This window comes from Actinomycetospora lemnae, assembly GCF_028737315.1.
Classification (GTDB): Bacteria; Actinomycetota; Actinomycetes; order Mycobacteriales; family Pseudonocardiaceae; genus Actinomycetospora; species Actinomycetospora lemnae.
Genome location: NZ_JAQZAO010000014.1, coordinates 1 through 19,696 on the forward strand (window position 1 = coordinate 1; position 19,696 = coordinate 19,696).

Here is a 19,696-nt window from a genome sequence, read left to right on the forward strand (position 1 = left end):
CTCGAACCCTGTTCTGCCCACAACCCGGCAGGCTGGCCACGATCACGACCAGCCCACCCGGCGGGCCTACTCAGTGTCCGCGATGTGCTGAGACATCACCTGTCTCCGATGTCCTGAGCACGAGCACGCGCCCATGGGCGCGGCAACTGCTCACAGGGGGCGTGCCACCTGCTCGCGCGTCGTCAGGGCGAGACCGGCACGCAGGGCCGAGGCGGCGTCGAGGACCGCGTTGCGCGCGGTCGGCACGACGCCCGCCATGCCCGCGTAGCCGTGGATGAGCCCGGGGAAGCGACGGGCGACGACCGGCACGTCGGCGGCCCGCAGCGCCGCCACGAGCTCCTCGCCCTCGTCGCGCAGCGGGTCGAACCCGGCCGTCGCCACGTAGCAGGGCGGCATGATCGCGAGGTCGTCGACCTCCAGGAGACCGGTGGGCCGGATCGGCTCGATGCCGTCGGGCAGGTAGTAGCGCTCGAAGACCTCGATGTCGACGGTCCGCAGCCCGAAGCCCTCGGCGAAGAGCTCCCGCGACCCGCCGACGCGTCCGGCGTCGGTGACGGGGTAGAGCGCGAGCACGAACGCGGCGGTCTCGTCGCGGTGGCGGGCGAGCTGGTGCGCGGCGGTGAGGGCGAGGTTGGCGCCGGCCGAGTCGCCGCCCGCCGCGACGGCCGTGGCGTGGAAGTCGTCGCGGTGGGTGAGGACGTGGTGCAGCGCCGCCGCCGCGTCCGCGAGACCCGCGGGGAACGGGTTCTCGGGCGCGAGCCGGTACTCCACCGAGAGCACGCGCACGCTCGCCTGGCTCGCGAGCACGCGGCACAGCGGCTCGCTCGACGCGATGCTCCCCAGGGCGAACCCGCCACCGTGGAAGTGGACGAGCAGCGGCGCGGGCCGGCCGGTGACCTCCGCCGGCGTGTAGAGGCGCGCCGTGAGGGTGCCCGCCTCGTCCCGCCCGGGACCCGCCGGCACCGGGATCTGCACCGGGAGGGTCGCGATCCCGGGCGTCACCGACTCCGCCAGGCCCGCCGCGCGATCGGTGGCGCGTCGCTGCTCGACCAGCGACGGCTCCTCGCCGCCGGCGATCAGCCCGAGCAGGCGCAGCACGAGCTGGACGTCGAGATCGAGGGTCTGCCCGTCCCGCGTCACCCTCGGCCCGGCCAGCAGCCGGCGGACGGGTCGGGGCAGTGCGATCAAGGCGCGCAGGACGCGACGGAGGAGCCGGAACATCACCCGCCGACCCTAGGTGCGACGGCGCGACGGGATCGGGGGCGCACCCCACCTGGGGGATTTCCTGGCATCTGGCGCCAGCGTGGACGCCAGGCTGGCACCGGGGCCGGTGCCTCAGTCGCCCGGGTGGCGCAGGCGGACGGGGCCGCGGGCGGTGGCGGGGTCGACGACCTCGCCGCCCTGGGTCATCTCGATCCGCCCGTCGGCGACCAGCCGGCCCGCGACGCGGCGGACGTCGGGCATGAGCTCGCGCCAGTCGTCGGGGTCGACGCGCCGCGCGGCCTCGGACGGGCAGATCGTCGTGCCCGCGGCCCGGCGGTCGAGCAGGTCGACGATGGCGTCGGCCAACGCGCTCTCGATGTCACCCACGCCCTCGGGGTACCCGCGGGCCCCGCGGGGTACCGGGACCGGGTGAGCTCGGAGCCGGTGGTCCGTGAGGTGACGATCAACGCCCCCGTGGAGAAGGTGCTCGAGGCGGTGCAGGACCTCGAGAACACCGACCGCTGGGCCAGCGAGGCGAAGGCCGCGTCCATCAGGTCCCGCGACGACCAGGGCCGCCCGACGCGGATCGTCGTCACCCTCGGCGCCCTGCGCTTCACCACCGACGCGACGTACGAGGTGACCTACGGCGACGGCTCGGTGACCCTGACCTGCGTCGACGCCCGCCTCATCCGCGAGAGCACCATCGCCTACACCGCCCACGACGAGGGCGGCGCGCGCACGCGGCTCGTCATGTCCTCGACGATGGAGGTCAGCGTCCGCGTCCCCCGCTGGGGCCTGGACCGGGCCATGGGCTCCAGCGCCGAGAAGAACCTCGCGTCCATCAAGAAGGACGCGGAGGGCTAGTCACGGGTGGGCCGGCCCGCCGCTTCGCGGACGTCCGTCCCCTGCTCGGCGAACGCCTTGAAGTCCTGCATGTGCTTTCGCGACTGCCGGCGGAAGGCGCCGCGCATGAACGGCGCCGCCAGGCGCATCGGCAGGCTGCTGAACCGGTACTCGCTCTCGCTCGCCCACAGCGTCGTCCCCGGACCGGCCTCGGTCAGCCGGTCCCGCACGACGCTCCACATGCCCTCCGCGACGATCTCGCGGTCGAACCGGACGATGCTGTCGCTCGGGATCCCGTGCAGGTCCGCCGGTTCCCGGCGCGTGATGGTCTCGGTGCCCTCCATCTCCTGCTGACCCATCCGCATCACGACGCGCGACTCGGTCCCGACCTGACCGTGCCCACCCCGCACCGGCTCGTGCCGCACCAGGCCCCGCAGCCACTTCGGCAGGTGGGCGGGGTCGGCGAGCAGCTGCGCCACCTCCTCGCGCGGGAGGGCGATCTCGATCGAGACGGTGTACTCCATGGCGGCGCGCTCCCCGAACCCCTGGTGGACGGGGGCACGCTAGGCGACCGCACTCGTATCAGTCCAGGCTTATGAATGACGAGTGGCCACGCGCCGCGGCGTCGGCCCTCAGACCACCTTCTCCTCGGCCAGGGCCGCGAGCTGCTCGTCCGACAGCCCCAGCTCGCCGTAGACCTCGGCGTTGTGGTGCCCCGGCACGGGCGGGCCGGCCCAGCGCACCGCGCCCGGGGTGTCGGAGAAGACCGGCACGACGCCGGGGCCCAGGACGTCCTCGTCGAAGCGCTCGTCGAAGTGCGGCGCAAGCATGCCGCGGGCGCGGAACTGGGGGTCGGCGACGACCTCGGCCGCGGTGTTGATCGGCCCGCAGATGACGCCCGCCTCGTCGAGCACGCGGCGCACCTCGTCCGCGGGCAGCGAGCCCACCCAGTCGCCGACGATCCCGTCGAGCTCGTCCTGGCGCTCGCCGCGGGCGCGGTGGTCGGCGAAGCGCGGGTCGTCGGCGAGCTCCGGGCGCCCCATCGCGCCGCACAGCCGCCGGAACACGGTGTCCTGGTTCGCCGCGACGACCAGCCACAGCTCGTCGGCGGTGAGGTAGACGTTCGACGGGGCGATGCCCTCGAGGCGCGTGCCGCCGGGCTGCCGGATGCGGCCGAGCTTGTCGTACTCGGGGATGATCGACTCGAGCACCGACAGGCACGCCTCGGTCAGCGCGACGTCGACGACCTGCCCCTGCCCCGTGCGCTCGCGGTGGTGCAGCGCGGCGAGCACGCCCTGCACCGCGACCATCCCGGCCAGCGAGTCGCCCAGCGAGATCGCCTGCCGCGGCGGCGCCTGCCCCGGGTAGCCGTTGATGTAGCGCAGACCCGAGAGGGCCTCGGCCACCGACGCGTAGCCCGCCTTGTCCGCGTAGGGGCCCGTCTGGCCGTAGCCCGACACCCGCGCGAGCACCAGCCCCGGGTTCACCGCCGACAGCCGGTCCCACCCGAGGTTCCAGCGCTCGAGCGTGCCCGGCCGGAAGTTCTCGACGATGACGTCGGCGCCCTCGACGAGCCGCAGGAAGAGCTCCTGGCCGCGCTCGGAGCGCAGGTCGAGGGTGATGCAGCGCTTGTTGCGGGCGTGGACGGTCCACCACAGCCGGTGGCCCTTGTACGACTCCTGGCCCCAGTCGCGCATCGGGTCCTGGCCGCCCGGCGGCTCGATCTTGACGACGTCCGCGCCGTAGTCGGCGAGCAGCCGCCCGGCGAACGGCCCGGCGACGATCGTGCCCAGCTCGAGCACACGGACGTCGGCCAGCGGACCGGTCACTCCGCCGCCGCCGCGGGGCTCGTGCGGGCGTAGCTCCCGCGGTGGAACACCAGCGGCGGGTCGCCCGGCGCGCCGAGGTCGTGCACGGCGCCGACGACGATGAGGTGGTCGCCGCCGTCGTGCACGGCGTGCAGCGTGCAGTCGATCCACGCCGTGGCGCCCCCGAGGATCGGGGAGCCCAGCCCGGAGAGGCGCCAGTCGACGCCCGCGAACTTGTCGCCGCCGGAGACCGCGAACCGCGTCGAGAGCGCCTCCTGCTCGGCGGAGAGCACGTTGACGACGAACCGGCCCGTCGCCTCGATCTTCGGCCAGCTCGACGAGGAGCGCCCCGGCAGCACGAGCACGAGCGGCGGGTCGAGCGAGAGCGACGAGAACGACTGACACGTGAAGCCCGCCGGCCCGTCGGGGGTGGTGCCGGTGACGACGGTGACACCGCTGGGGAAGTGCCCCAGCACCTGCCGCATCGTCGAGGGGTCGGTGCCCTCGCTCATTCGCTGCCTCCCGGGGAGCTGTGCCTCTCCGCACCGTATTGCCCCCGTGTACGCGCCGCAGGCATGAGTCCGCGCACGTCGCGCGGGATGACGGGACGCCGACTCCGCCGGCGATCCAGACGCTGCACGTCTCGATCGATCTGCACTCCGCTCTTTTTCGTCCGGGATGGCTCGTGTCACGCTCGTCGCGGCCCGGTCATCGTCGGACGGAGGGCAGCCCGTGACGCGCGTCCTCGTCGTCGGCGCCGGCATCGGCGGGCTGACCCTCGGCATCACCCTGCAGCGCGCGGGCGTGCCGGTGGAGATCCACGAGCGCGCCGAGGAGCTGCGCGAGGTCGGCGCCGCCGTCGCCATCTCCGCCAACGGCACCCGCGTGCTCGCCCGCCTCGGCCTGGGCGCCGAGCTCGAGGCGGCGGGCACCCCGCCGACCGAGCTGGTCTTCCGCGACGGGCGCAGCGGCGAGCGGATCGCCGCCCACCCCGGCGGCGCCGCGTACCGCGGGCGCTTCGGCGCGCCCTACCTCGGCATCCACCGCGTCGACCTGCAGCAGGCGCTGGCCCGCGCCTTCGGCGCCGAGCACCTGCACCTCGGATCGGCGGTCACCGCCGTGGACTCCGACGACCGCGGCGCGACGGTCACGTTCGCCGACGGGTCGACGGCGGGCGCGGACGTCGTCGTCGGCGCGGACGGCGTGCACTCGCTGGTGCGCGCCCACGTCGCCGGTCCCGACGCCCGCCCGGTGTACACGGGGACGAGCGGCTTCCGCGGCCTCGTGCCGCGGGACGCGCTGACCGCGCTGCCCGACCCGCTCGCCATCCAGTTCTGGGCCGGGCCGGACGCGCACCTGCTGCACTACCCGCTCGGCGGCCCGCGCGCGGGCGACGACACGGTCAACTTCCTGGCCGTGCTCTGCGGCCCCGACACCTGGGACGGCGGCAACCGGCCCGCCCCACCCGGCGAGCTGCTCGCGGCCTTCGCCGGCTGGCACCCGGCCGTGCTCGAGATGCTGGGCGCGGTCGAGCAGAGCCCCCGCTGGCCGCTGCTCGCCCTGCCCCCGCTCACGACCTGGACCCGCGGGCGGGTCGCGCTGCTCGGCGACGCCTGCCACGCGATGCTGCCCCACCACGGCCAGGGCGCGGGCACCTCGATCGAGGACGCCGCGCACCTGGGCGCCCTGCTCGCGACGACCGGGCCGGACGAGGCGCTCGCCGCCTACCCCCGCCACCGCCGCGCCCGCACGCGCGCGATCGCCCGCAGCGCCTGGGAGACCGGGACGTTGCTGCACCTCGCCGACGACCACCCCCGCGTACCGGAGCGGGACAAACGCTTCGCCGGCTACCTGCCCGACAACGCCTGGGTGCACGACCACGACGTCGCCGCCCGCGACCACCACCTGAGGAGAACCCGTTGACCACCACCCAGCCGGGCGCGGACCAGTCCGTCTCCGACGCCGTCACCGCCGGCTCCCACGCCACCGAGTCCGCCCGCTCCGGGCTCTCCAACCTCCGCGGCCCCGGCTCGGGCGAGGTCGACCAGCAGCGGGTCGCCACCGTCGTCGGCGCCGCGCTCGAGGGCATCCGGTCGGCCATCCGCGAGCACGAGGTCACCTACGAGGAGTTCGACGCGTTCAAGCGCTGGCTCATCGCCGTCTCCGACACCGGCGAGTGGCCGCTGTTCCTCGACGTCTACCTCGAGCACGAGGTCGAGAAGGTCGCGGCGAAGCGTCAGCAGGGCTCGGTCGGCACGATCCTCGGCCCGTTCTGGCTCGACGAGCAGGCCCGGCTCGACACCCCGGCCACGCTGCCGATGCGCGACGACGAGCCGGGCACGCCGATGATCCTCGCCGGCCAGGTGACCTCGACCGACGGCACGCCGCTGGCCGGCGCGACGGTCGACATCTGGCACACCGACGACGAGGGCTGGTACTCCGGCTTCGCCGCCAAGCCGCCGGCCGGGAACCTGCGCGGCGTGGTGCGCTGCGACGACCAGGGCCGCTTCGAGATCCACACCCGCAAGCCCGCGCCGTACACGATCCCGCTCGACGGCCCGACCGGGCAGATGACCCAGGCCGCCGGCTGGAGCCCGTGGCGGCCCGCGCACATCCACCTGCTCGTCGCCGCGCCCGGCCACCGGACGCTGACCAGCCAGCTGTTCTTCACCGGCGACCCCTACCTGGGCAACGACGTCGCCTCGGCCGACAAGCCCGAGCTCACCCTCGACCCGCAGCCGACGGGGAACGGTGACGAGATCCGCGCCGACCGCGACTTCGTGCTGGAGCGGGAGACGTAGCGGAGCTCGACCATCGAAGCGGGAGACGGAGCGCAGCGGAGCTCGACCAGAGGAGGAGGTCGGACGACCAGTGGAGACGCGCCAGCTGCGCTACTTCGTCGCGGTCGCCGAGACGCGGCACTTCGGGCGGGCGGCCGAGCAGCTGCACATCGCCCAGTCGCCGCTGTCCCAGGCGATCCGGCAGCTGGAGTCGCAGCTCGGCGCCCCGCTGTTCGAGCGCACCACCCGCCGGGTCGACCTCACGCCCGCGGGCGAGGCGCTGCTGCCCGAGGCGGTGCGCATCCTCGCGTCGCTCGACGCGGCCCGCGACCAGGTGGGCCGCGTCGCCGCCGGCGCGCTCGGGCGGCTGCGGATCGGCGCGACGGGGCTGGCGGCCTACCGGCACGTCCCGGAGCTGGTCCGCCGGCTGGCCGCCGAGCTGCCCGGCCTCGCGCTGACCGTCACCAGCGAGATGCTCACCCCCGCGCTCGAGGCCGCGCTCGCCGACCACCGCATCGACCTCGCGGTCCTGCGCCCGCCGGTGCGCGACACGTCGCTCGCCCACCACCTCCTCGCCCGCGAGCACCTCGTGCTGGCGGTCCCGGCGGGCCACCGGCTCGCGACCCCGGGCAGGGAGCAACGCCCTCGCTCGGTCCACGCCCCGCCGCCGGCGCCCCTCGCCGACCTCGCCGACCTCGCCGACCTCGCCGACCTCGCCGACCTCGCCGACCTCGCCGACCTCGCCGACCTCGCCGACCTCGCCGACGAGGACTTCGTCGTCTACGCGCCGCCGGGCTCGGTGGTCGGCGAGGCGGCGGCGCGGGCGTGCCGCGCGGCCGGGTTCACGCCACGCGCCACCCACGAGGCCGACCAGACCTCGATCGTGCTCGCCCTCGTCGCCGCCGGCGTCGGGGTGGCGCTGCTGCCGTCGTCGGTGCTGGCGGTCGCCGTCGAGGGTGTGCGCTACGTCGAGCTCGCCGACCCGGATCCCGTCACCACCGACGTCGCGCTGGCCTGGCGCCGCGACGACCCCCAGCCGGCCCTGGCCCGGGCGCTCGCCGTCCTGTGCCGGCCCGACCACCCGGAGACCGCTCCCGCATGAAGATCAGCTCCGTCGAGGCCGTCCCCCTCGCCGTCCCCTACCGGCGGCCGTTCGCCTTCGCCAGCGGCGTGGCCACCAGCGCCGACCACGTCCTCGTGCGGATCACCACCGACGACGGGCTGGTCGGGCACGGCGAGGCCCCACCCCGTCCCTACACCTACGGCGAGACCGCGACCTCGATCGTCGCCGTCGTCCGCGACGTGTTCGCCCCGCTCCTCGTCGGCGCCGACCCGTTCGCCCGCGAGCGCCTGCGCGCCGACCTCGCCCGCACCGTCGCCAACAACGCCGCCAAGGGCGCGGTGGACGTCGCGCTCTGGGACCTCGCCGGGCAGGCCTGCGGGCAGCCGGTGCACGTGCTGCTCGGGCACGCCGCCGACGACGTGGCGGCCGCGCACATGATCGGGCTGGGCACGCCGGCGCAGATGGTCGCCGACGCCGTCGAGATGAGCGATCGGTACGGCGTCGAGGCGTTCAAGGTCAAGGTGGGCCGGGACCTCGCCCACGACCTCGCCGCGGTCCGGCAACTGCGCCGCGAGCTCGGCGACTCGGTCGAGCTCTACGCCGACGCCAACCGCGGGTGGGACGCCGACACCGCGATCGTCGCCGCCCGCCGCCTCGCCGACTTCCACGTCACCATGCTCGAGGAGCCGAACCCCGCCGACGACGTGCTCGGCCGGCGCCGGATCGTGCGCGAGAGCCCGATCCCGATCGTCGGCGACGAGTCGACGATCACGCTCGGCGGCGTGGCCCGCTCGTTGCTCGACGGCGACGCGCAGGCCATCAGCGTCAAGGTCGCCCGCACCGGGTTCACCGACTCCGCGAAGATCGTCGGGCTGTGCGAGGGCCTGGGCATCACCACCGTCGTCGGCAACCAGATCGACGGGATGCTCGGCACCGTCGCCTCGACGGCCCTGGCCTGCGGGCAGCGAGCCCTCGCCCGCCACCCGGTCGAGGTCACGAACTTCCTGCTCATGACCGACGACGTCCTCGCCGAGCCGCCGGTGATCGTCGACGGCCGCGCCGCCCCCCGCCAGGCCCCCGGCCTCGGCGTCACCATCGACCCCGACAAGCTCGCCCACTACCGCGCCGACCGGTAGCCGCCCCGTACCAGCGAAGTGCCGTCGCTGACACTCAACGTCCGCAATCCTCCTTCGATCACCGAGGAGCACCCCGTGCAGTTCCTCGTCCGCATGGACGTCCGCCTCCCCCACGACATGCCGCAGGACGTCGCCGACGACCTCCGCGCCCGGGAGCGGGAGCGCGCCCACGAGATCCAGCGCAGCGGCAAGTGGCCGGAGCTCTGGCGCGTGGTCGGGCGCTACGCGAACGTGAGCCGCTTCGACGTCGAGTCGGGCGACGAGCTCCACCAGCTGCTCTCCAGCCTGCCGCTGTTCCCGTACATGGAGATCGAGGTCACCGCCCTGGCCGTGCATCCGTCGAAGCTCGACTCCTGATGGGCGGAATCCCCGGGTTCACCGCGGCCGGTCAGAGGGCACGGTGAGGGCGTGAAGCTGCACCACGTCCTCGAGGGTCCCGCCGACGCGCCGCCGCTGGTGCTGCTCTGCTCGCTGGGCAGCACGGTCGACATGTGGGCGCCCCAGCGCCGCGAGCTGGCCGACGAGTTCCGGCTGATCTCGGTCGACACCCGCGGGCACGGCGGCTCGCCGGTGCCCGACGGCCCGTACCGCGTCGAGGAGCTCGCCCGCGACGTCCTCGAGACCCTCGACGACCTGGGCGTCGAGCGCGCGTCGTTCGCCGGCGTCAGCCTCGGCGGCGCGATCGCGCAGTGGGTCGGCCTGTACGCCCCGGAGCGCGCGAGCTCGCTCGCGATGCTCTGCACGGCGGCCCGCTTCCCCAACGCCGACACGTTCCGCCAGCGCGCGCAGACCGCCCGCGCCGACGGGGTCGCGTCGATCGCCGACGCCGTCGTCGCGCGCTGGTTCACCGACGACTACGCCGACGCCGAGCCCGACACGGTGGCCCGGATGCGCGACATGATCGCCGCGACGCCCGCCGAGGGCTACGCCTCCTGCTGCGAGGCCGTCGCCGACTGGGACGTCGTCGACGAGCTGGGCGGCATCAGCGCGCCGACCCTCGTCGTCAGCGGCGTCGAGGACCCGGCCACCCCGCCCGAGCACCAGCAGATCCTCGCCGACGGCATCCCGGACGCGCGGCTCGAGTCGGTCACGGACGCCGCGCACCTGGCGTCGTTCCAGCGCCCCGACGTCGTGACGCCGCTGCTGCGCGAGCACGCCAAGGGGGCTCGGTGAGCGGGGTGAGCATCGACAAGACCGTCGCGTCGGCTGACGAGGCCGTCGCCGACATCGCGGACGGGGCGTCGCTGGCCGTCGGCGGGTTCGGGCTGTCGGGCGTGCCGATCGTGCTCATCGACGCGATCTCGCGCGGCTCGGCCACCGGCCTGCACGTCGCGTCGAACAACTGCGGCACCGACGGCTGGGGCCTGGGCATCCTGCTCGAGCAGCACCGCATCGACCGCGTCGTCGCCTCCTACATCGGCGAGAACAAGGAGTTCGGGCGCCAGTACCTCGCCGGCGAGCTCGAGGTCGAGCTGACCCCGCAGGGCACGCTCGCCGAGCGGCTGCGCGCCGCCGGCTCGGGTATCCCGGCGTTCTACACCCCCGCGGGCGTCGGCACCTGGGTCGCCGACGGCGAGATGCCCTGGCGCTACGCCCCGGACGGATCGGTGGCGGTGACCTCGCCGCCCAAGGAGGTCCGCGAGTTCGAGGTCCGCCGGGACGACGGGACGAGCGAGCGTGTGCCGTTCGTCCTCGAGCTCTCGCTGGTCTGCGACTTCGGCCTCGTGCGCGCGGCCAAGGGCGACCGGCACGGCAACCTCGTCTTCCACCGCTCCGCGCGGAACTTCAACCCGCTCGCGGCGATGGCCGGGCGCACGACGATCGCCGAGGTCGAGCAGCTCGTCGAGCCCGGCGAGATCGACCCCGACGAGGTCCACGTGCCCGGCATCTTCGTCCACCGCGTGGTGGAGCTGACCGCGGAGCAGGTCACGACCAAGCACATCGAGAAGCGCACGACCCGGGAGGCGTGAGATGGCCCTGACCCGCGAGCAGATGGCCGCCCGCGCCGCCCGCGAGCTGGCCCACGGCTCCTACGTCAACCTCGGCATCGGGCTGCCGACGCTCATCCCGAACCACCTGCCCGAGGGCGTCGACGTCCTGCTGCACTCGGAGAACGGCCTGCTCGGCGTGGGCCCGTACCCGCTCGAGGAGGAGGTCGACCCCGACCTCATCAACGCCGGCAAGGAGACCGTCACCGTCCGCGAGGGCGCCTCGTTCTTCGACTCCGCGCTGTCGTTCGGGATGATCCGCGGCGGCAAGGTCGACACCGCGGTGCTGGGCGCGATGCAGGTCGCGGTCACCGGCGACATCGCCAACTGGGCGGTGCCCGGCGCGATGGTCAAGGGCATGGGCGGGGCGATGGACCTCGTCCACGGCGCGCGGCGCGTGCTCGTCGTCATGGAGCACGTGACGAAGAAGGGCGCGGCGAAGCTCGTCGAGTCCTGCTCGCTGCCCCTGACCGGCCGCGGGGTCGTCTCCCGCGTGATCACCGACCTCGCCGTCGTCGACGTCACGCCGGGCGGGTTCGTGCTGCGCGAGCTGGCGCCGGGGGTCACCATCGAGGAGGTCCGCGAGCAGACCGGCGCGCCGCTCCTCGACGCCGAGGACCTCACCGAGATGGCCGTTCCCGCCTGAGTCCGCGTTCAACGAGGAATCGTTCAGCGACGCATTCTGCACGATTCGCAGGAAGTCAACCTTTGCGACGGGTCCACGCCGCGACGAGACGCTGACCTGCGCGTCGGGACGTGGAAAAGGCAAAGACCATGTCCGCCGAGCGAATTCGCTGCGCGGTCAGCGAGCCGGCGGCCACCCCCGGTTGCTGGCGCCGTGCACGGCGTGGAGAGTCTGCGCATTCCCCGCCGGACATTTCCGACACGTCGGGAGGAACGGCCCCTCGTCCCCGGCGGACGTCCACCACCATCCGGCCCACGAGAGGTGCCGAATGATCAAACGTCGCGACCTGGCCCTCCTGTCGGACGACGCGGTGTGCGCCCTCCTGCGCAGCGACCGGCTCGCGGTGAGCGAGCAGGTGGCGCAGCAGCTCACCCGGTGCTCGCTGGACCGTGTGCAGCGAGTCGTGCTCCGGCTGCTCGCCCGGGCCGGTCTCTCCGACCCCGAGACACGACAGGCCCTCCGCGCCGAGGCGGACGAGCTCGACGCCGCGGTCCGGGCCGCCCGCGACGTCCTGTTCGCGCCGTGGGACGAGACCCAGCACGTCGACGCCCGGCCGGAGGCGACGGACGACGCGCCGCCCGAGCCTCCCGTCGAGACCGCCCTCCTGGACACCGCCGGGGTGATCGTCTGGGTCGACCAGGCCTGGCACGACTTCTGCGTGGCCAACGGCGGCGACCCGGCGCAGGCCGGCGTCGGGCGCTCGTTCCTCGCGCTGTGCGACGCCGCCGGCGACCCGCACAGCGCCACCGTGGCCGCGGCGATCCGCGCGGCCCTGCAGGGCGACCTCCCGGCACCGGCGCGCGTCGAGGTGCCCTGCGACGCCCCGGAGCGTCCTCGCGTGTTCGACGTGCTCATCTCGACGCGGCGCGACGACCGCGGCGACGTCCTCGGCGCGACGGTGACGCTGTCCGAGGTCGTCGCCGCGGCCACGGGTGCCTGACGGCAGCTCACTCCCGGGCCCGCGCCACGACGTCCTCGAGCGCCTCGGGGTTGCGCAGCGCGTCCTTGCTGACGGCCTTGTCCGGGTCGGTGCCGGCGAGGATGCGCTTGACCGGCACCTCGGACTTCTTGCCGTTGAGCGTGCGCGGGATGTCGGCGACGACGAGGAAGCGGTCGGGCACGTGCCGCGGCGAGAGCTGTGAGCGCAGCGCCTTCTTCAGCTGCCCCTCGACGTCGCCGAACGCGACGCCCTCGCCGAGCACGAGGAAGCACAGCAGCTCGCCGCCGTCGCGGGCGCCCTCGAGCCCGGAGGTGTCGATGACCAGCGAGTCGAGGACCTCGTCGAACGACTCGACGACCTCGTAGAACTCGGCGGTGCCCATGCGCACGCCGCCGCGGTTGAGCGTCGAGTCGCTGCGCCCGCGGATGACGCACGAGCCGCGCGGGGTGATCCGGATCCAGTCGCCGTGGCGCCAGATGCCGGGGAAGTCCTCGAAGTACGACTCGCGCATCCGCGACCCGTCCTCGTCGTTCCACAGCATCACCGGCATCGACGGCATCGGGCGGGTGATGACGAGCTCCCCGACCTCGTCGATCACCGGGTTGCCCTGCGGGTCGAACGCCTCGACCGCGCAGCCCAGCGCGCGACAGGAGATCTCGCCGCGCCACACGGGCACGGTCGGCGCGACCCCCACGAACGCCGCGCAGGTGTCGGTGCCCCCGGAGACCGACGCGATCTGGAGGTGCCCACCGACCGCGTCACGGAGCCAGTCGAAGCCCTCCGGCGAGAGCGGCGAGCCGGTGGAGCCGACCGACCGGATCGCCGACAGGTCGAAGGCGTCCTTCGGGCAGAGCCCGGCCTTGAGGCACGACTGCACGAACGACGCCGAGGTCCCGAACAGCGTCACGCCCTCGTCGGCGGCCATCTTCCAGAGCACGTCGAGGTCGGGGTAGCCGGGGCTGCCGTCGAAGGCGACGACCGTCGAGCCGACCAGCAGCCCGCTGATCAGCAGGTTCCACATCATCCAGCCGGTGGTGGTGAACCAGAAGAACCGGTCGCCGGGGCCCAGGTCGTGCTGGATGGCCAGGGACTTGAGGTGCTCGACGACGATCCCGCCGTGCGAGTGCACGATGCCCTTGGGTAGGCCGGTGGTGCCCGAGGAGTAGAGGATCCACAGCGGGTGGTCGAACGGCACCGGGTCGACCGTGAGCTCGGCGTCGGCGTGGTCGGTGAAGTCCGCCCAGCGCACCACGTCGTCGCGCCCGCCCCAGGCGTCGTCGGCGAGGTAGTCGATGCCGACGAACGCGCGCAGCGTCGGCAGCTGGGCGCGCAGGTCGTCGACGGTGCCGCGGACGTCGTAGCCCTTGCCGTTGTAGAGGTAGCCGTCGACGGCGACCAGCACCGACGGCTCGATCTGCGCGAACCGGTCCACGACGGCGCGGGCCCCGAAGTCCGGCGAGCACGACGACCACGTCGCCCCCAGCGACGCCGCGGCCAGGAACGCCACGAGCGTCTCGACGGTGTTCGGGGACAGCGCCACGACCCGGTCGCCGCGCCCGACCCCGAGCGCGACCAGCCCGGCGCGGGCGCGGGCGACGTCGGCGCGCAGCTCGCCGTAGGTGCGCGCGACCCGCCGGCCGTCCTCGCGCACGGCGACGATCGCCGTGTCCCCGTCGGCGCCGCCCTCGCGGGGCCACAGCGCGTGCTCGGCGTAGTTCAGCGTCGCGCCCGGGAACCACTCCGCACCGGGCATCGCGTCGGAGCCGAGCACCGTGCTCGGCCGGTCGTGGAACCGCACGCCCAGGACGTCGACGATCGTGCCCCAGAACGCCGGCAGGTCCGACGTCGACCAGGCCCACAACTGGTCGTAGGTGTCCACGGTGACCCCGTGCTCGCGGGCCACCCGCTGCGCGAACGCGGTGATCCGCGCGTTCTGCACCGTCGTCTCGTCGGGACGCCAGAGGATCTCGGGCTCGGTGCTCTCGGACGGGGTGCTCATGGGCACCGTTCTATCCTCAGCGGACCGCCAGCACCAGCATCCGCGCCTCCACCCCGACGCCCGCGCGGTAGGGCGTCGGATCGGCCGACACGAGATCCGCCCGTCCGGCGGAGACGAGATCGTCCACCTCGGCGCGGTAGCCGCCGGACTCCCAGACGTCGTCGAGCACGGTGGCCACGACGTACCCGCCGGGGCGGGTGACGCGCACGAACTCCGTCAGCGCCTCCGGGCCGACGTGGCCGTGGGTCAGGGTGCCGACGCAGACGACGACGTCGTAGCTGTCGGCGGGCGTGCGCAGCGGACGCGTGAGGTCGGCGGGCTCCAGCGAGCGGTAGGCCCCGGTGGCGCGGGCGCGCTCGAGCATGCCCGGGGAGACGTCGACCCCGTCGATCGGGCCGACCTCGCGCGCGGCGAGCTCCACCCCGACCAGGCCCGTCCCGCACCCGGCGTCGAGCACGGCGACGCCGGTGCCCGCGACGCGCACCACCGTGTCGGCGGCCAGGCCCGGCGCGACGTAGTCCTGGCTCGCGTCGGCGAGCTCGTCGTCGTAGCTCTCGGCCCAGTCGTCGTAGAACGCCCGCGCGTCGTCGGGACCGCGGAGGGTGTAGGCCCGCTCCATGCGCGGGTTGCCGCCGGTCGGGGTCGTGGGCTGCTCGGTCACGGGGGCGAGTCTGGTCCGTGAGCGGACTCTTGGGCTATAGCTCCGAAGTCCGCTCACATAAGATGAGGGCGTGCAGAACCTCTTCCGCCGCCGCTGACACCCGGTCCCGCGTGATGCGCGGGTCCCCCGCGGGTTCGGTGCCCGGGTCGTCGCCGTCGAGGCGCTCGGCCAGGCCGTGCCGCTCTACCCGCTCTACGCGCTGCTCTTCGCCGACCACGGCCTGTCCGACGCGGCGATCTCCGCGCTGTTCGCCCTGTGGTCGGTGACGACGCTGGTCCTCGAGGTGCCCTCGGGCGCCTGGGCCGACGTCACGTCCCGACGCCGGATGCTCGCGGCGTCCGGCGTGCTGTCCACCGCGGCGTTCACACTGTGGGTGCTCCTGCCGAGCGCACCGGTCTTCGCGCTCGGGTTCGTGCTCTGGGGCGTCGGGACGGCGCTGGCCTCGGGCACGCTCGAGGCCCTGGCCTACGACGCCCTCGCGCGGTGGGACGCGACCGACCGCTACGCCACCCTCATGGGCCGTGTCCGCGCCGGCTACCTCGGCGCGACGCTCGTGGCCACCGCCCTCGCCGCGCCGCTGGTCGCGATCGGCGGCTACGTCCTGCCCGGGCTGGTCGGGGCCGGTGCGACGCTGCTCTCCGCCGCGCTCGCGCTGACGCTGCCCGAGGAGGCCCGCGGGCCCCGGTCGGCGCGATCCACCGTCCGGGCCGCGCTCGTCGCGTGGTGGGCGATGCTGCGCGACGGGGTCGGCGAGGTGTCGCGGGTCGCGCTGCTGCGCCGAGCCGTCGTGCTCACCGCGCTCCTCACCGGGCTCATGGCCGTCGACGAGTACCTGCCCCTGCTCGCCGCCGACCACGGCGCGACGCCCGCGGCCACCGCGCTCGCCCTCACGGCGGTCGGTGTCGCCGAGACGGCCTGCGTGACCCTCGCCGGCCGCGTCGCTCGGGCCCGCGGTCCGGTGCTCGGGGCGCTGCTGGCCGGCTCGGCGATCGCGGTCGGCACGGGCGCCCTGTTGCCGCTCGGGCCCGGGTTCGCGCTCATCGCCGCGGGGTGGGGCGTCCTGCAGCTGCTGCTCGTCGTCGTCGAGACCCGGGTGCAGGACGCGGTGGTCGGCGAGGCCCGCGCCACCGTCACCTCGATGGCCGGCCTGGGCTCCGAGGCCGTCGGGCTCGGGGTGCTCGCCGTGGTCGGCACGGGCTCGGTGTGGATCGCGCTCCCGGCGTTGATCGCGGGGTTGACCGTCCCGTTGCTGGTCCTGGCGGTGGTCGTGTCCCGGGAGTGACCGTCCGGGTCTGGTCGAACCCGGACGGTTGCTGCCATATTCATCACGTCGCGAACCCGACGGAGGGAACGGACCATGCGCATCGCGGACCTGCTCGCACGGAAGGGGACCGCGGTGCTGACGGTCTCCCCCGACGATCCCGTGGCGTCGCTGCTCGCGGTGCTGGCCGAGCGCAACGTCGGCGCCGCGGTCGTGTGCGACGACGACGACCGGCTGGCCGGGATCGTCTCCGAGCGCGACGTCGTGCGGCACCTGCACCACCGCGGCGCGTCACTGCTCGAGGCCCCGATCTCGGAGATCATGACGACGGTGGTGGCCACCTGCCGCGCCGGCGACGACGTGCAGTCGCTGAGCCGCACCATGACCGAGCGTCGCATCCGCCACGTCCCGGTGCTCGACGAGCAGGAGAGGCTCGCGGGCATCGTCAGCATCGGCGACGTCGTCAAGAGCCGGATCGACCAGCTCGAGGAGCACCGCAGCCAGCTCGAGGCCTACATCTCGGGCTGACACGTCACCGTTCCGGGTGGCGCGGCCGCGGGTACGCGACCGGCATGGACATGACCAGGTTGGGCAAGACCGAGCTGCAGGTGTCGCGGATCGCGTTCGGGACCTGGCAGGTCTCGGGCGAGTGGGGTTCCTACGACGCCGAGCAGGCGCAGCGGGCGATCCGCCACGCCCTGGACCTGGGCGTCAACTTCTTCGACACCGCCCAGGCCTACGGGTTCGGGCAGGCCGAGGAGGTGCTCGCGAACGCGCTGCGCGGCGAGCTGGACCGTGACCGCGACTCGGTGGTCATCGCCACCAAGGGCGGCATCAACCCGGGCAGCGACAAGCCGCGCGACTCGAGCCGGGAGTACCTGCGCTCGGGCGTGGAGTCGTCGCTCAAGGCGATGAAGATCGACCACATCGACCTCTACCAGGTGCACTGGCCGGACACCGACACGCCGTTCGAGGACACGGCGGGCTACCTGCAGGAGCTCGTCGACGAGGGCAAGATCCGCCACGTCGGGGTGTCGAACTTCGACCAGGACCAGATGGCCGCGTTCGACCGCCGGCGCCCGGTGGAGACGCTGCAGCCGCCGTACCACCTGTTCCGCCGGCACATCGAGGACGGCGTGCTGCCGTACGTCCGCGAGCACGACATCGGGACGCTGGTCTACAGCCCGCTCGGCTCGGGGCTGCTGACGGGGACGATGGACTCCTCGACGACGTTCGAGGACTCCGACTGGCGCTCGCAGGCGTCCGCCTTCCACGGCGACCAGTTCCGGACGAACCTCGAGGTCGTCGAGCGGCTCAAGTCGTTCGCGGCGGACAAGGGCTGCGAGGTCTCGCAGCTCGCGATCGCATGGGTGCTCGCCCAGGACGGCATCGACGTCGCGATCGTCGGGGCCCGCTCCGACAGGAACATCGAGCGCTCGCTCGCCGCGGTCGACGTGCAGCTCTCGACCGACGACCTCGCCGAGATCGAGCGGATCACCGCCGACGGCGTGCAGGTCAGCGGCGCCTCGCCCGAGGGCGTCGCGTAGCGGGACGGGCACCCATCGTGGTCCTTGTCCAGGATCACGGAGTCCCACTACCGTACGTCGGGTCTTCCTCGCCGACGAAGGAGTCCCGATGACCGCGTCCACCGCCACCACCGTCACGAACCTGGGCGTCGCCATGTTCGCCGTCGCCGACCAGGACGCCGCGATCGCCTTCTACACCGAGAAGCTCGGGTGGGAGCTGCGCGGCGACACCCGGTTCGGCGAGGACGGCGAGAACCGCTGGGTCGAGGTCGCCCCGCCGGGCTCCACCGCGCGTCTCGCGCTCAACCCGCCGATGGGCGGGGAGCCCGGTGGCTGCGGCATCGGCGTGGAGACCCCGGACGCGCGGGCCGAGCACGCCCGCCTGCGCGACCTCGGCGTCGACGTCGACGACGTCATGGACGCCCCGGGCGCCCCGACGCTGTTCATGATGCGCGACCCCGACGGCAACCACATCGCGGTGGTCCAGGTCTAGGTGTCAGCGAAGTGCCGTTGCAGACGTTGAGTGTCCGCAACGGGACTTCGATCACCGCGCGAGCTCGGCCTCCACGACGTCCGCGGCGGCCGGCGCCCCGCCCCCGCGGCGGACGAGGTCGCGCTGCTCGGCCAGGCGCGCCGCGACCTCGGGCGACGACGTCAGCTCGAGCAGCGCCGCCCGCAGCGTCTCCGGCGTCGCCTCCTCGGTCGGCACCGTGCGGGCCACGCCCGCCGCCTCGAGCAGCGCGGCGTTGCCGAACTGGTCGACCGCCTGCGGGATCGGGATCATGGGAACGCCCTGGTAGAGCCCCTCGGCGCACCCGCCCATCCCGGCGTGGGTGACGAACGCGCTCGCCCGCCCGAGCACCCCGAGCTGCGGCACCCAGCGGTGGGCGGTGACGTGCTCGGGCAGCTCACCGAGCGCCGCGAGGTCGACGTGCGGGCCCACGGCCAGCACGACCTCCCAGCCCAGCGGCGCGAACGCCTCCGCGCAGGCCCGGAACAGGTCGGGGTGGTCGTGGTACGCCGACCCGAACGAGACGAGCACCAGCGGCCGCTCCGGCGCCGGCCACTGCTCCTGCGCCGCCCGGCGGTCGAGGTCGGGTCCGACGAAGGTGTAGACGTCCGGGTCGACCTTGTCCGCGAACGGCTGCAGCGTGCGCGGGATCTCGACGATCGACCGCCGCGGGCGACCGACGAACTGTTCCGGGTCGTCGTCGATGCCCTGCTCCGCGAGCCACGCCGCGAACCGCGCGAGGTAGGCCTGGTAGCCGGGCTCCCGCCGGAACGCGAGGTCGTCGGCGAGGTCGTCCTCGAAGCCCTCCCACGCGACCATCGCGGGGGAGAGCTGGATCGCCGGGATGCCCCAGCGGCGGGCGAGGACGAGCGCGGGATAGCCGCCGATGTCGTGGAGCGCGACGTCGGGGACGTCGTCACCCAGCGCCGCCTCGATCTGCGGCAGCGCGTGGACCGCCTCGTCGAGGAACAGCGCCGTGCCCGCGACGGGGTCGACCGGCCATTGCTCGCCGCGGCCCTGGTCGGGCAGCACGGAGGTGTGGCGCAGCGGCGTCGCCCCGGTCTCGGCGACCATCTCGGCGAACGACGCGGGGATGGCGTAGGTGACCCGGTGGCCGCGCGCGACGAGCTCGGCGACGACGGGCAGGTGGGGGTGGGTGTGGCCGTGCGCGGCGACGCCGACCACGAGGACGTGGGCCATGGAGATCTCCGGGTACGGAGTGGACGAGGGCAGCGGCGGGCACGCGGACCACCGCCGGAGGTCGTCCGGCGGTGCCGCGGGCGGGCTCTCGT

22 protein-coding genes are annotated in these 19,696 nt (G+C 74.1%); 14 read left to right on the forward strand and 8 right to left on the reverse strand.

Going from position 1 to position 19,696, the window contains the following annotated elements; translation table 11 throughout:
• Positions 1-150: 150 nt before the first annotated feature.
• A complete protein-coding gene (locus PGB27_RS24810; RefSeq protein WP_274203114.1) occupies positions 151-1,221 on the reverse strand; it encodes an alpha/beta hydrolase in 1,071 nt (356 codons plus the stop codon).
• Between the two features lie 114 nt (positions 1,222-1,335).
• Positions 1,336-1,590 carry a DUF3253 domain-containing protein gene (locus tag PGB27_RS24815; RefSeq protein WP_274203115.1) on the reverse strand — a complete coding sequence of 85 codons (255 nt, stop codon included), beginning with the start codon at positions 1,588-1,590 and terminating at the stop codon, positions 1,336-1,338.
• Positions 1,591-1,632: 42 nt separating this feature from the next.
• On the opposite strand from PGB27_RS24815, the gene PGB27_RS24820 reads away from it, so the two are divergent.
• On the forward strand, positions 1,633-2,067 hold the full coding sequence (locus PGB27_RS24820; protein WP_274203116.1) for an SRPBCC family protein: 435 nt from the start codon (positions 1,633-1,635) through the stop codon (positions 2,065-2,067).
• Here the strand turns inward: PGB27_RS24820 and PGB27_RS24825 are convergent.
• The 3 genes from PGB27_RS24825 to PGB27_RS24835 form a co-directional block, all read right to left on the reverse strand.
• Positions 2,064-2,570: an SRPBCC family protein gene (locus PGB27_RS24825; RefSeq protein WP_274203117.1), complete on the reverse strand. Its 507-nt coding sequence runs from the start codon at positions 2,568-2,570 to the stop codon at positions 2,064-2,066. The two genes, PGB27_RS24820 and PGB27_RS24825, sit on opposite strands and share 4 nt — an antisense overlap.
• A gap of 108 nt (positions 2,571-2,678) precedes the next feature.
• Positions 2,679-3,875, reverse strand: a complete 1,197-nt coding sequence (locus tag PGB27_RS24830; protein WP_274203118.1) for a CaiB/BaiF CoA transferase family protein — start codon at positions 3,873-3,875, stop codon at positions 2,679-2,681.
• Positions 3,872-4,366 carry a flavin reductase family protein gene (locus PGB27_RS24835; protein WP_274203119.1) on the reverse strand — a complete coding sequence of 165 codons (495 nt, stop codon included), beginning with the start codon at positions 4,364-4,366 and terminating at the stop codon, positions 3,872-3,874. Before PGB27_RS24835 ends, PGB27_RS24830 begins: the two co-directional genes overlap by 4 nt.
• Before the next feature lie 220 nt (positions 4,367-4,586).
• On the opposite strand from PGB27_RS24835, the gene PGB27_RS24840 reads away from it, so the two are divergent.
• The 9 genes from PGB27_RS24840 to PGB27_RS24880 all read left to right on the forward strand — a co-directional run bounded on the left by PGB27_RS24840 (position 4,587) and on the right by PGB27_RS24880 (position 12,446).
• Positions 4,587-5,777, forward strand: coding sequence for an FAD-dependent monooxygenase (locus PGB27_RS24840; RefSeq protein WP_274203120.1), 1,191 nt, complete (start codon positions 4,587-4,589; stop codon positions 5,775-5,777).
• Complete coding sequence (locus PGB27_RS24845; RefSeq protein WP_274203121.1) at positions 5,774-6,655, forward strand: dioxygenase family protein; 882 nt, start codon at positions 5,774-5,776, stop codon at positions 6,653-6,655. The genes PGB27_RS24840 and PGB27_RS24845 overlap by 4 nt, the downstream gene beginning before the upstream one ends.
• 70 nt (positions 6,656-6,725) lie before the next feature.
• Positions 6,726-7,736, forward strand: a complete 1,011-nt coding sequence (locus tag PGB27_RS24850; protein ID WP_274203122.1) for a LysR family transcriptional regulator — start codon at positions 6,726-6,728, stop codon at positions 7,734-7,736.
• A complete protein-coding gene (locus PGB27_RS24855) occupies positions 7,733-8,833 on the forward strand; it encodes a mandelate racemase/muconate lactonizing enzyme family protein (protein WP_274203123.1) in 1,101 nt (366 codons plus the stop codon). Before PGB27_RS24850 ends, PGB27_RS24855 begins: the two co-directional genes overlap by 4 nt.
• 75 nt (positions 8,834-8,908) lie before the next feature.
• Entirely contained in the window at positions 8,909-9,190 is a 282-nt protein-coding gene (gene catC, locus PGB27_RS24860) for a muconolactone Delta-isomerase (RefSeq protein ID WP_274203124.1), read from the forward strand.
• A gap of 51 nt (positions 9,191-9,241) precedes the next feature.
• Positions 9,242-10,006, forward strand: a complete 765-nt coding sequence (gene pcaD, locus PGB27_RS24865) for a 3-oxoadipate enol-lactonase (protein ID WP_274203125.1) — start codon at positions 9,242-9,244, stop codon at positions 10,004-10,006.
• Between the two features lie 11 nt (positions 10,007-10,017).
• Positions 10,018-10,803, forward strand: coding sequence for a CoA transferase subunit A (locus PGB27_RS24870; RefSeq protein WP_274203244.1), 786 nt, complete (start codon positions 10,018-10,020; stop codon positions 10,801-10,803).
• Between the two features lies 1 nt (position 10,804).
• Positions 10,805-11,467, forward strand: coding sequence for a CoA transferase subunit B (locus PGB27_RS24875; protein ID WP_274203126.1), 663 nt, complete (start codon positions 10,805-10,807; stop codon positions 11,465-11,467).
• A gap of 307 nt (positions 11,468-11,774) precedes the next feature.
• Entirely contained in the window at positions 11,775-12,446 is a 672-nt protein-coding gene (locus PGB27_RS24880) for a PAS domain-containing protein (protein ID WP_274203127.1), read from the forward strand.
• 7 nt (positions 12,447-12,453) lie between these two features.
• On the opposite strand, the gene PGB27_RS24885 is transcribed toward PGB27_RS24880, so the two are convergent.
• Positions 12,454-14,445, reverse strand: coding sequence for an acetoacetate--CoA ligase (locus PGB27_RS24885; RefSeq protein WP_274203128.1), 1,992 nt, complete (start codon positions 14,443-14,445; stop codon positions 12,454-12,456).
• A 16-nt stretch (positions 14,446-14,461) separates the two neighbouring features.
• Positions 14,462-15,106 (reverse strand): class I SAM-dependent DNA methyltransferase, encoded by a 645-nt coding sequence (locus PGB27_RS24890; protein WP_274203129.1) that lies wholly within the window; start codon positions 15,104-15,106, stop codon positions 14,462-14,464.
• Positions 15,107-15,281: 175 nt separating this feature from the next.
• Between PGB27_RS24890 and PGB27_RS24895 the strand changes: the two genes are divergently transcribed.
• The 4 genes from PGB27_RS24895 (at position 15,282) to PGB27_RS24910 (ending at position 18,386) form a co-directional block, all read left to right on the forward strand.
• A complete protein-coding gene (locus PGB27_RS24895) occupies positions 15,282-16,388 on the forward strand; it encodes an MFS transporter (RefSeq protein WP_274203130.1) in 1,107 nt (368 codons plus the stop codon).
• Between the two features lie 75 nt (positions 16,389-16,463).
• Positions 16,464-16,895 (forward strand): CBS domain-containing protein, encoded by a 432-nt coding sequence (locus tag PGB27_RS24900; protein WP_274203131.1) that lies wholly within the window; start codon positions 16,464-16,466, stop codon positions 16,893-16,895.
• A 44-nt stretch (positions 16,896-16,939) separates the two neighbouring features.
• On the forward strand, positions 16,940-17,914 hold the full coding sequence (locus PGB27_RS24905) for an aldo/keto reductase (protein ID WP_274203132.1): 975 nt from the start codon (positions 16,940-16,942) through the stop codon (positions 17,912-17,914).
• An 88-nt stretch (positions 17,915-18,002) separates the two neighbouring features.
• On the forward strand, positions 18,003-18,386 hold the full coding sequence (locus PGB27_RS24910; protein ID WP_274203133.1) for a VOC family protein: 384 nt from the start codon (positions 18,003-18,005) through the stop codon (positions 18,384-18,386).
• A 51-nt stretch (positions 18,387-18,437) separates the two neighbouring features.
• On the opposite strand, the gene PGB27_RS24915 is transcribed toward PGB27_RS24910, so the two are convergent.
• A complete protein-coding gene (locus PGB27_RS24915; RefSeq protein ID WP_274203134.1) occupies positions 18,438-19,604 on the reverse strand; it encodes a macrolide family glycosyltransferase in 1,167 nt (388 codons plus the stop codon).
• Between the last annotated feature and the right edge of the window lie 92 nt (positions 19,605-19,696).